11 protein-coding genes and 1 pseudogene are annotated in these 11264 nt (G+C 46.6%); 10 read left to right on the top strand and 2 right to left on the bottom strand.

The annotated features are described in order from the left end of the window. Positions 1-201 precede the first annotated feature (201 nt). Positions 202-480: pseudogene (locus BMZ71_RS07595) on the top strand (transposase); the annotation flags it as partial. 55 nt (positions 481-535) lie between these two features. Here BMZ71_RS07595 and BMZ71_RS07590 read toward each other — a convergent pair. Both BMZ71_RS07590 and BMZ71_RS07585 read right to left on the bottom strand, forming a co-directional pair. After that, positions 536-1759 (bottom strand): toxic anion resistance protein, encoded by a 1224-nt coding sequence (locus tag BMZ71_RS07590; RefSeq protein ID WP_086988520.1) that lies wholly within the window; start codon positions 1757-1759, stop codon positions 536-538. Positions 1760-1770: 11 nt separating this feature from the next. After that, positions 1771-2490 (bottom strand): 5-bromo-4-chloroindolyl phosphate hydrolysis family protein, encoded by a 720-nt coding sequence (locus BMZ71_RS07585; protein WP_086988521.1) that lies wholly within the window; start codon positions 2488-2490, stop codon positions 1771-1773. Between the two features lie 210 nt (positions 2491-2700). Between BMZ71_RS07585 and BMZ71_RS07580 the strand changes: the two genes are divergently transcribed. From BMZ71_RS07580 to BMZ71_RS07540, 9 genes are all read left to right on the top strand, one after another. Continuing rightward, positions 2701-3261, top strand: a complete 561-nt coding sequence (locus tag BMZ71_RS07580; RefSeq protein WP_086988522.1) for an NUDIX domain-containing protein — start codon at positions 2701-2703, stop codon at positions 3259-3261. Position 3262: 1 nt separating this feature from the next. Then, complete coding sequence (locus BMZ71_RS07575) at positions 3263-3640, top strand: hypothetical protein (protein ID WP_086988523.1); 378 nt, start codon at positions 3263-3265, stop codon at positions 3638-3640. 33 nt (positions 3641-3673) lie between these two features. Beyond that, positions 3674-4366, top strand: coding sequence for a 5'-methylthioadenosine/adenosylhomocysteine nucleosidase (locus BMZ71_RS07570; RefSeq protein ID WP_086988524.1), 693 nt, complete (start codon positions 3674-3676; stop codon positions 4364-4366). A 160-nt stretch (positions 4367-4526) separates the two neighbouring features. Next, positions 4527-6041, top strand: a complete 1515-nt coding sequence (locus BMZ71_RS07565; protein ID WP_086988525.1) for a helicase HerA-like domain-containing protein — start codon at positions 4527-4529, stop codon at positions 6039-6041. Positions 6042-6267: 226 nt separating this feature from the next. After that, on the top strand, positions 6268-7239 hold the full coding sequence (locus BMZ71_RS07560) for an ABC transporter permease (protein WP_086988526.1): 972 nt from the start codon (positions 6268-6270) through the stop codon (positions 7237-7239). Continuing rightward, positions 7236-8198 (top strand): iron chelate uptake ABC transporter family permease subunit, encoded by a 963-nt coding sequence (locus BMZ71_RS07555; RefSeq protein WP_086988527.1) that lies wholly within the window; start codon positions 7236-7238, stop codon positions 8196-8198. The genes BMZ71_RS07560 and BMZ71_RS07555 overlap by 4 nt, the downstream gene beginning before the upstream one ends. After that, complete coding sequence (locus BMZ71_RS07550) at positions 8195-8956, top strand: iron ABC transporter ATP-binding protein (protein WP_086988528.1); 762 nt, start codon at positions 8195-8197, stop codon at positions 8954-8956. Before BMZ71_RS07555 ends, BMZ71_RS07550 begins: the two co-directional genes overlap by 4 nt. A gap of 18 nt (positions 8957-8974) precedes the next feature. Beyond that, a complete protein-coding gene (locus BMZ71_RS07545) occupies positions 8975-9943 on the top strand; it encodes a siderophore ABC transporter substrate-binding protein (protein WP_086988529.1) in 969 nt (322 codons plus the stop codon). Between the two features lie 69 nt (positions 9944-10012). Beyond that, positions 10013-10639: a DUF1054 family protein gene (locus BMZ71_RS07540; RefSeq protein WP_177187538.1), complete on the top strand. Its 627-nt coding sequence runs from the start codon at positions 10013-10015 to the stop codon at positions 10637-10639. Positions 10640-11264 lie beyond the last annotated feature (625 nt).

Raw genomic sequence — 11264 nt, 5'->3', positions numbered from 1 at the left:
ATGAGTAACGGTTTATTTGGTATGACTATACAAAGTGCATCGACCGTATTTATCGCAAATATGAGAAAAATAATCAGAGAAATAGAGAAAAAAGGGGCCTAAAGGCTCCCTTTTTTGCGGAAATATAGCAAGCGAGAAATGGTGAAATGATTTTTGTTGATGCTTTTTACATTCTCTAAGCGACTTTTTCAGCAGCCTCGAAAAATCATGATGGTATTGGATAATGCCCGTATCCACCACGCCAAGCTGATCCAGCCTTTTCTTAAAGAAAACGCTGGGCGCCTGGCACTCATCTTCCTCCCTCCCTACAGCCCTCAGTTGAACCTAATGGAAGGCGTATGGAAGTGGCTCAAGGAATCGGTCATCAACAATGTTTTTTTTGACCACGTCCAGAAAATCAAACAGGCGGTCCGCGGTTTCTTAGCCGATGTGAACGGGCGTCCCCTTGAGGTGATTGACCGACTGTGCGTGCGGATGTAAAGTATTTAATTCAACCTATATAGAAAAGCATCGAGGAAATTCGATGCTTAAATTTTCAGTGGAGTTGTTGTTCCTGTTGGTGGATATTCAACAGTTTAACTTTCAAATCGTCCTCCATCATAGAGAGTTCTTTTTCAGCCTCTTTGCGTTTGATCCGACCTTCTTGCTGGATTTTCAGCGTCTCTTCCAAAGTTTCGATCAGATCCTGCTGTGTCTGTTTGAGCGTTTCGATATCGATCACACCCCGTTCATTTTCTTTGGCAGTTTCGATGGCTGATATTTTCAGCATTTCGGAATTCTTGCGCATCAGATCATTCGTGGTCTGCGATACTTGCCTTTGCGCCGTTACGGCATCCTTTTGGCGCAGCAGCGTAAGGGCGATGGCCACTTGGTTTTTCCATAACGGGATGGCAGTGTGGATCGAGGACTGGATTTTCTCAGCCAACGCTTGATTGGTGTTTTGGATCAAACGGATCTGTGGCGCTTGCTGGATCGTCATTTGTCTGGTCAAACGCAAGTCATGGGTACGTTTTTCAAGTCGGTCAAGGAACTGTTTCAGGTCGTTGACGATCTGCACATCCATTTGGCTTTGGGAAGCCTCAGCAGTCTGGATCGCTTTCGGGATTGCGTTTTTCTGAAGATCCTCCATTTTCACCTCACCGGCCGCGATATAGATATTCAAGGCTTCAAAATAATCCTTATTTTTTTGATATAGCTGCTCCAACGTGATGTTGTCATTGAGCAAGCTATTTTTTTCTTTATCCAGTTTGATCGCGATCTTATCGATTTGGGCACCGATCTTTTGGTATTTTGCGGTCATTTCGTAAGCGGATTGTTTTACCTTGCCGAAGATCTTGCGGAAGACATTGTTGTCTTCTGCCCGGAGGTCTTCCGGTTTGGCCTCATTCAAACGATACATCAGATCGTTCAAGGAGTCGCCGATTTCGCCGGTGTCCTGGTTCTGAACATGGTCCAGCATCGAATGGGAAAATTCACCCAATTGTTTTTGGGCTGCAGCGCCATAACTGATGATGGCTTGCATGTTGTTCTCATCGATTTGGCCGGCTAACGCCAACGCCTGTTTTTGCCGTTCTTCCGGTAAGCGATCGATCAGGCGATCCGGATTGATCACCTCGGCTGTGGCTTCGATTGCATCAGCAACAACTGCTGGTTGCGCAAATGGATCCGAAAAAGGATTGGCCAGCAAATCTTCCAATTCTTGATTGACATTTTTGCTGTCAGTTTGTTTATTTTGTCCGGTAGCATCAAATTGGTCCATCAGTATTCCCCCTATATTTCTTCGTCCAAAGCATTTGCATTGCTTTTTCCTTCATTATCCCTTTTCAAAACTTGCTTTGCAAGTTCCAACTCGATATCCATATCTTCGATATCGTTGGACATGAAGTGAACGTAATCTTCGCCGATAAGCCGGCTCATATCATCGATTGTTCTGGCGCAGTTGTCCAAGGCTGTATAGGTTTCTTTTGTCTTGGAAACGTGGCCATCGATTGCGATGTATTTTTCTGTCAGCTCTTTCAGGCTGGGAAGATGTGTATACAGGAATTTATCAACCTCATGAAGACGATTCGGTTGATTGACGATATTTTTGAAGAAATCCTTCAGTATGTCCATCGTATCGTTGCGTGCCGCGATAGCTTTTAATTTTGAGCGCTGCTGCAGGTTGAATTCGATTTCTTGAATTGTTGTTTTGGCTTGATCCATCGTGCTGCGGAAATAGGCAATCTGTTCCTTGGTCATCCCTTTGGATTGGTAGAAGGCTTCTTTGTCGGCGCTCACTTTTCCGAGTGTGCCTCGTTGTTTTTTTGCCTTAGGCGACCATTGCATCCTTCCGCCGTTTTGGACGTAATACAAGCAAACGCCCAAGCCGATGGTCATCGCGATCGACGTCCAGAAATCGAATCCGAAGATGAAAAAGAAAATCACTAATGCAATCAGGCAGACTACGCTGGAAAACGTATATTTCAGTATATCTTTGATGTTGCTCCACATAAATTTTTCCTCCTTTGATAACGTGCTGTTCACTTTGTCTGTGCTTATGCTATTATTCTAGCATAAAAGTCTATTGAGCACCTATCGGGCGAAAGGATGATTTTCGTATCCGCTGCCCATTTAGCCTGAATTTCTCGCGGCTCTTGTAAATGGCGGAAAAGATAGGTTATGATATTAGATGATGAGGAAAGTGGATTGGGAGGTACAGAAATGGAATTTGAAGAAAAAACATTGAAAAGCGAAAAAATATTCGACGGTGTCTTGTTGCATTTAGTTAGGGAAGAAGTGCTGCTGCCGAACGGAAAAACTTCAGTCAGAGAGATGATCAGACATCCGGGTGCGGTAGCGATGATACCATTTACTTCCGACGGGAAAATGGTCATGGTCAGACAGTTCCGGAAACCGTTGGATCGGACCGTTGTCGAAATACCGGCAGGCAAATTGGAGACTTCCGATGCGGAACCTTTGCTGGCAGCGATCCGTGAGCTGGAGGAAGAGACCGATTATCGCGCAGAAAAATGGTCTGAATTGACGGTTTTTTACCCGACACCGGCTTATTTGGATGAAAAAATCACAATCTATTTGGCGGAAGGCTTGACGAAAGTCGAAAATTCTTTGCCTATGGACGAAGATGAATTCATCGAAATATTGGAATTGACCTACGATGAAGCGAAAGCTTTGCAGGAATCCGGAGAAATCTGCGATTCGAAAACAATCTATGCCATGCTGTTTTGGGAAATGCGTCTTTTGCGGGAAAGAATAGAGGAATAGCATGCCAGAACCAAAGAAACCGCTGATCACCAGGGAACGCTATCGTCAGTATAAAAGGGACCAGACTAAACCGCTGGTGACCGACGAAAAGAAACACACTCCGGCAACGGAAAAAAACAACAAGCAATCAACTGCTTCTGCGGGCGAGAAAAGCAGTATTCCGGCTGAAAAGAAACGTTCGGAAAACGGCAATAAAGCCAAAACCGCCAAGCCAAAAGCGAAGCTGTTCCGGAAGGCCGACAAACCGGCAGCCTCAACAAAGGTGGAGCGTTTGTCGGACAAAGAAAGAGGCCGAAAGCTGGACGGCTATCTGAACAAAGCCATCCTGATCGTCATCTTGTTGATCATTTTGGTTTTTGCGATAGCCTTTGTCCTATAACATAACAATGCAGATACAAGGAAGGAAACACTCATGATCGGAATTATTGGAGCAATGGAAGAAGAAAACCGTATTTTGTTGGAAAATATGGCAGAAAAAACAGAGGAAACGCATTTCCACCTTGTTTTTACAAGAGGGAAAATCGAAAACCAGGAAGTGGTGCTGGTGCAATCCGGTATCGGTAAAGTCAATTCGGCTATAGCTACCGCTTTTATCATCGATCGCTACCGTCCCGACTTCGTCATCAATACCGGTTCCGCCGGTGGGTTGAACACAGCTTTGCATGTAGGCGATGTCGTCGTAGCGGATAAGGTTGCTTATCATGATGTGGACGCTACCGCCTTCGGTTATTCGGTTGGACAAGTACCACAGATGCCGCATTATTATACGGCTGATAAAAAAGTCGTTGAAAAGATTACGCGGGCAGCTGAAAAAGTCGGCTTGCACGCTGTCCAAGGAACGATTGTCTCAAGTGATTCCTTCATTGCGTCTGAAAGCGGCACAAACCGCATCAAGGAACATTTCCCTGATGCCTATGCGACCGAAATGGAGGGCGCATCGATAGCACAGACTTGCTACGTTCTGGGGACCCCCTTCGCCATCATTCGTGCCATTTCGGACGGCGCAAGCGATGGTGCAGCCCTGAGTTTCGACGAATTCATCGTTGAAGCCGGAAAGAAATCAGCGGAAATGGTCATCGAATTACTGAAAAATAACGGAGCATAGTCCGAAATTGAACCGCTCATCCGATAATGGCTGAGTGGTTTTTGCTTTCTGCAGAATTTTGGAGCGCTGTTACTTCAGAAAAGGAAGGGCTTACTGTTGTAAGGGTTTTTCAAAATACTGTACAATAAGGATGAAATGTCAGGCTAAGGAGGGATTTTGGATGCGCCAAGAACTGGTTATCGGACAAGGGGAAAAACCGGCCATCATCCATTTGGATAAGTTGAATCGACACGGCTTGATAGCCGGAGCGACCGGAACAGGGAAGACGGTGACTTTGAAAGTGATAGCGGAAAAATTGAGCAAAGCTGGTATTCCGGTATTCCTCGCGGACGTCAAAGGGGACCTGGCGAGCATTGCGGAACCGGGTGAGTTGAGCGAAAAGATACTAGAGCGAGCAGCGAAACTGCAACCGGAGGATTTTGAGCCGCGCGCATATCCTGTTGAACTCTTGGATATATTCGGAGCGAACGGTGTACCGGTGCGGACAACCATTTCCGATATGGGGCCGATTTTGTTGTCGCGTCTGCTGGGACTCAATGAAACACAAGAAGGTATCCTGAACATTGCGTTCAAAGTAGCCGATGAAAAACAACTCTTGCTCATCGACATCAAAGATTTGCGGGCGATGTTGAATTTTGTCGGAGACAACGCCACAGAATTGCGTCGTGAATACGGGAATATTTCCAAGCAATCGATCGGTGCGATCTTAAGAGGTCTATTAGTTATTGAGGAACAGGGAGGCGACCTTTTCTTCGGGGAGCCGATGTTCGATATCCAGGATTTATTGAAAACAGATGCAGCTGGGCGCGGCTATGTGAACATTCTCATGGCGAACCGCCTGTTCATGTCTCCTAAACTCTACTCGACTTTCCTGCTATGGTTTCTTTCGGAGCTGTATGAGCAATTGCCGGAAGTCGGTGACCTTGAAAAACCAAAGATTGTCTTCTTTTTTGATGAAGCGCATGTCCTTTTCCAGGATGTTCCGGATGTGTTGGAAGAAAAAATCGAACTCATAGTCCGGCTGATCCGTTCCAAGGGAGTCGGTGTTTATTTCGTGACGCAAAATCCCACCGACCTGCCGAATGCCATTTTGAGCCAATTGGGCAACAAAATTCAGCATGCTTTGCGAGCCTTTACGCCGAAGGAACAAAAGACCGTCAAAGCTGTTGCCGAAACTTTCCGCCAACAGGAAGGAGAGGAATTGGAAAAGAAATTGACGGAACTGAAAGTCGGTGAAGCGCTGGTCTCCTTTCTTGATCCGGAAGGAATTCCCGGCTATGTTCAGCAGGTCATGATTTATCCTCCGGAGAGCAAAATGGGCATCCTGGATCCGCTCGTAAAGGAAGAAAAAATCAACCGTTCCTTGCTGTATTATAAATACAGCGAGGCAATCGACAGGGAATCCTCCTACGAACAACTGCAACGATTGTCGGAAATCAAGGCGATTGAGTTGGAGGAAAATGAAGAGCTTGCCGCGAGAGACAGGGAAAAAGCCGAACAGTTGAAGCAACTCGAAATAGAGCACCAAAAACAAAAAGAACAAACCCGACAAAAACGAACGAGCAGTTCCCGCGATTCCACGATGGACAGATTCACAAAAAATTTGATGTCCCAAGTAGGCAGGGAAGTCGGGCGCGTCATTTCGCGTGGCATTTTGGGCATCTTGAAAAAATGAAGACAGACCGAAAAAGTAAAAGCCAGTCATTGATGACGCGCCCTTACTTTTTCGGTCTTTACAATTTTTCTGGATATTGGTGACGCTTTCCTTAAAATAACTTACTTTTTTTCATGAAAATCTCATATTTGGTATTGTGTTTTATTTCCTCATCCATTAGAATAACATCTATACCATTAATTGAGAATGATTCTCAATTAGAATCGTTCTCATTAAGGAGTTGTTTTTGGAAGATGGTGAAGAGATGTTGAAGAAATTACTGCTTACTCTCGCATTGGCGGGAGTAATCGTGCTTTCCCTGAGTGTGGGAACGGCTGCGTTTTCGGTTGAACAGTTTCTGGTCGGGAGTAACACGGATCGTCTGATCCTATTGTCGTCAAGGCTGCCGAGGACGGTTACGGTTCTCTTGGCAGGTGCGGGATTGTCTTTATCCGGGTTGATCATGCAATCCTTGACACAGAACCGTTTTGCTGCCCCTGATACAGTCGGAACGGTGGATGCAGCGAGAGTTGGGATGCTCTGCGGCATGATTCTCTTTCCGGGTTTATCGGTTGTGGGAAAGATGGCCCTCTCTTTCTTCTTTGCGGCAGCGGGAACCTTCCTTTTTTTGGTGGTGGTGAATCGCTTACCTTTCAAGAGCCAGATGACAATCCCTTTATTAGGGTTGATGTACGGAAATATTTTGGGAGGGGTCGCCAATTTTTTTGCCTTCCGCTTCAACGTCACGCAAAATCTTTCGGCCTGGATGCAAGGAGATTTCTCATTGGTCATCAAAGGACAATACGAGGGGATGTATCTCATTTTCCTGTTATTTTTGGCACTTTATTTTTTTGCCGACCATTTTACGATTGCGCGTTTTGGGAAAGACGCGGCCAAAAATCTTGGTTTGCCTTTTGAAGCGGTCCTGTTCATCGGGACACTATTCGTATCCTTGACGGTTGCTGTCATCTTGAGTACGGTCGGAAATCTGCCGTTTTTGGGAGTCATCATCCCGAATCTTGTATCATTGCGCTTCGGCGACAACATCCGCAATACCCACGGCAAGGTTGCGCTTTTTGGAGCGGTTTTCCTGTTGCTGTGCGATATCTTTTCGCGCGCGGTTATCCCTCCATACGAAATACCGGTAGAAACGGTACTGGGTGTTTTCGGCGGTGGCCTGTTCTTGTGGCTGTTGCTGAAAGGAGGGCGGACTGCATGAAAAACGTGTTGAAAAATCGCATCATTATGAAGCGGCTGGCGGTGATGGCAGTGGCTGTGGCTTTGGTTTATTTTTTTTGGAACCAGGGTATCGGTAATTTGTTCATTATGAAGTTGCGGAGCGCGAAACTTTTGACATTTGCGGTCATCAGTATCAGCACTGCTTTTGCGACAGTCAGCTTTCAGACGATTGTGCACAGTAACTTTTTGACCCCTAGCATTCTAGGGGTCGAATCCTTCTACCGCCTTCTGCAGACAGTGTTGATGTTCTTCAGCTTCTCGTTGCTGGGCAGCCAATTGAATGCGGAATGGCAGTTCGTTTTCCTGGTATTCTTGATGTTGGGCAGTTATTTCTTGCTGTACCGGCTTTCGTGGAACCGTAAAAATTACGATATGCAAATCATTTTGATGATCGGGCTTGTCATGGGGACTTTTTTCAACAGTATCAGTTCCTTCATGCAGGTGCTGATGGATCCGAATGAGTACGACAAACTGCAGACGAAGCTGTATGCCAGTTTTCAGAACATCAATGATTCTGTACTTGTTTTGGCTGTTCCGATCGCCATGTTTTCGATCATCAGTCTGTGGCGCAAGCGGAAGGTGTTGGAAGTTATGGGACTGGGTACACAAACGGCCAAAAATTTAGGGATCTCCGTCGAAAAGGAGACCAAGCTCACCTTCATGCATGTCATCCTGTTGATGACTGTCTCTGCAGCGCTCGTCGGGCCGATGATGTTTCTCGGTTTTGTGGCGGCGAATATCGCTTATCGTCTGTTCAGGACGTATTGCCTGAACTATCTGCTGCCTGGTGCGAGTCTACTCAGTTTTGTGATGGTCGTGGCCGGACAATTTCTGGCAGAAGAAGTTTTCAAGTTGCAGACGAATTTAAGCATTCTGGTCGAACTGTTCGTGGGAATCTATTTCTTTTGGTTATTATGGAAGGAAAGGAGTAAGTTATGAAAATCAGTCATGTTAGCAAAGCCTATGAGAATGAAAAAGTATTGGATGATATCTCTTTGGCTATCGAGAGAGGTAAAATAACGGCTTTCATCGGTCCAAACGGGGCAGGCAAAAGTACGCTCCTTTCAGTCATCAGCCGTCTGTTGACAAAGGACGAAGGCATATTGACGATACACGGGAAAGAAATTGAGGCCTGGCAATCCGATGAACTGGCGAGGGAGCTTTCGATCCTGAAACAACAGAATGCTTATCAAGTGCGTATGACGGTCCGTGAACTAGTCTCGTTCGGCAGGTTCCCCTATACGAAGGGCAGGCTGAATGAAGAAGATCATGCTATAATCGACAAGGTTTTGGGTTATCTGAACCTGGTGGAATTCTCCAACCGCTATTTGGATACGTTGTCTGGGGGGCAACTCCAGCGGGCGGCCATCGCGATGATCTTGGTGCAGGATACCGAGTATATCTTATTGGATGAACCGCTGAACAATCTCGATTTGAAGCAGAGCATTGTGACGATGCAGACCATCCGGAATTTGGCGGATGAATTGGGTAAAACCATTCTGGTCGTCATCCACGACGTCAATTTCGCCTCCGTTTTTTCGGACAACATCATCGCCATGAAAAATGGGAAAGTCTTCCGGAGCGGCACGGTCGAGGAAGTGATCCGGACTCAAGTTCTGCAGGAATTATATGAAGTGCCATTGGAAGTCATCACGACTGCAGATGGAAAAAAACATTGCACGTATCAAGCAATTTAACATAGAGGAGAATGGAAAATGAAAAAATGGCAAAAGACAATCATCAGTTTGGCTTCAATCTTTACCTTGGCGGCTTGCGGCGCCCGAGAAGGGGCTGCCGATGCGGCAGACTCAACAACAGTGACTTCGAATGCGGAAACTGAAACGACAGTGACCATCGAGGATGCGCGTGGCTCCGTAGAAGTACCGAAAGATCCTGAAAATGTAGCTGTTTTGGATTTTGGCCATTTGGACACATTGATCGCCTTGGGCAAGCAAGATGCAGTCACAGGAACTGCGACAGGCAACATGCCGGCTTATTTGGCGGATAAGGCAGATCAATTCGAGAATGTAGGGACACTTAAGGAACCGAATGTGGAAGCATTGGCGAATTTGGCGCCGGAGCTCATCATCATTTCCAACCGCTTGTTGGACTTCGCGGAACAGTTGGAGGAAATCGCCCCTGTAGTCGTGCTCAGCGTCGATTACACGGACTATTGGGGATCTGTGCAAAAAAACATCACAACTTTAGGAGTCATCTTTGACGAAGAGGAAGCCGCTGAAGAAGCCATTGTAACTTTGAATGAGGAGATTGAGTCCGTCAAAGCGAAGACAGCAGGAATCAGCGAGAAAACATTGACGTTACTCCTGAATGACGGCAGCATGTCCGCTTTCAGCACAGGCTCGCGTTTCGGCTTCATCTATGAGACACTGGGCTTCACTCCTGTCGATGCAGCGATTGAGGATTCCACACATGGGCAGTCCGTCGGGTACGAAGGGTTGTTGGAAATCAATCCGCAGATTTTGTTTGTCATCGACCGTACGGCAGCTCTTGGGACAGCCTCTGATGAAAATGCGGCGTTGTTGGAGAATGATTTCGTTTATCAAACGGATGCTTACAAAAACAATAAAATTATCAACCTGTCTTCCGACTTGTGGTATCTTTCAGGTGGTGGGATAGAATCAATCCATTTGATGATCGAAGAGATCGCAGTGGGCTACCAGTAAGCAAAAAATTGTCCAGCTTCTGATTTTTTCTCTATAATGATGGAAGCAAATCAGAAAGAGGTGCACAATTTGGCAGGTTATCATTTCGATAAGGCAGACTTCAACGTTTTTGATATTCAGGGACTCGATGAAAGGATGGCAGGCATCCGCGACCGGATCCAGCCCAAGTTCAGGCATTTTGCGGAAGCGGGTGCCCACCTCATCGTTTCGGAAGCGGGTCCCGAGTCGGTGCCTGTACATGTCGCCAAGCATCTGCGCCGCACAAAACATGCGCCCGAGAATACCTGGTGCGCCATCGGTGGGGATGCGAGGGGCTACAAGAAATATCCGCACTTCCAGATCGGTATTGCGAAGGAAGGGGTCAGCTTCTACCTTTGTCTGATCGACCAACCCGTCAAAGAGAAAGAAATGGCGGCCGCTTTATTGGAACGGATTCCGGAACTGGAAAGATTGCCGCATGATTACGTCGTTTCGGTCGATCATACCGTGCCGGATGTGCTTCCGATTGAGGCAGTCAATTGGGAGTCTATCCTGATCCGGTTGCGGGATGTGAAGAAAGCTGAGCTGTTGATCGGCCGCAAGTTGGCGCCAACCGATCCGCGCTTAGCGACGGAAGCAGGTACGCTGGCAGTGTTGGAGGATACTTTCCGTGAACTGCTGCCGATCTACCAGGCCTGCATGGAACACTACCGCTAAACGTGTAACCCAATACAAACTAAAAAGGACTGAACAGCGAGATTGATTGCTGTTCAGTCCTTTTTGGCTTGAAAAATATTTTGAGCATCCAAAACGTTGGCTAGCTTCACGGGTTAGCCCTTCGGAAAAAAGAATAAGGAACCTCTTGTCTCTGCGAGCCAAGACATACTGTTCGACTTGTCATGGTTCTTGCCATCTTTGATGGCTTAGAAACATGATACAACTGACCGGTACGGTCACGTTGATTCCTTTGTTTCGGAAGTCTCTCAGCAATTGCGCTCTGCGATGCTCATTTGCATGGAACTCTTGGGGATTCATCCCTTAGAGTCCCAGTACAAGGTGACTGTAGGGAACGTTGCGAGGCCAGATTTCCTAAATTGTCATGACTCTTGCGATTTCAATCGCTTAGTCCTGTCATCAGGCCATCCAACTGGTCTCGTAGTGAGGCCCTCTGATGTCGCACTGTGACATCAGAGTACTTGACCGATTAGGTCACAGTGTTTCCTTAAAGAAGGGCTGAACGAACCCGTTCCGCTTTTCCTGTACAAAAAAAACGGCAAATTGCTTTGCCGTTTCCTTGATGCCGCTCTCCGGGGAGATTAGCCTAATTTGTTGTTGTATTCAA

Origin of the sequence: Trichococcus flocculiformis, assembly GCF_900113645.1 — a bacterium.
Lineage (GTDB): Bacteria > Bacillota > Bacilli > Lactobacillales > Aerococcaceae > Trichococcus > Trichococcus flocculiformis.
The sequence above is the reverse complement of the archived record's forward strand: the minus strand, read 5'-3'. Positions and strand labels throughout refer to the sequence as shown.

Coding starts and splice junctions, on each gene's coding strand:
- BMZ71_RS07590 (WP_086988520.1), bottom strand. CDS start 1,759: ATGGACCAATTTGATGCTACCGGACAAAATAAACAAACTGACAGCAAA.
- BMZ71_RS07585 (WP_086988521.1), bottom strand. CDS start 2,490: ATGTGGAGCAACATCAAAGATATACTGAAATATACGTTTTCCAGCGTA.
- BMZ71_RS07580 (WP_086988522.1), top strand. CDS start 2,701: ATGGAATTTGAAGAAAAAACATTGAAAAGCGAAAAAATATTCGACGGT.
- BMZ71_RS07575 (WP_086988523.1), top strand. CDS start 3,263: ATGCCAGAACCAAAGAAACCGCTGATCACCAGGGAACGCTATCGTCAG.
- BMZ71_RS07570 (WP_086988524.1), top strand. CDS start 3,674: ATGATCGGAATTATTGGAGCAATGGAAGAAGAAAACCGTATTTTGTTG.
- BMZ71_RS07565 (WP_086988525.1), top strand. CDS start 4,527: ATGCGCCAAGAACTGGTTATCGGACAAGGGGAAAAACCGGCCATCATC.
- BMZ71_RS07555 (WP_086988527.1), top strand. CDS start 7,236: ATGAAAAACGTGTTGAAAAATCGCATCATTATGAAGCGGCTGGCGGTG.
- BMZ71_RS07550 (WP_086988528.1), top strand. CDS start 8,195: ATGAAAATCAGTCATGTTAGCAAAGCCTATGAGAATGAAAAAGTATTG.
- BMZ71_RS07545 (WP_086988529.1), top strand. CDS start 8,975: ATGAAAAAATGGCAAAAGACAATCATCAGTTTGGCTTCAATCTTTACC.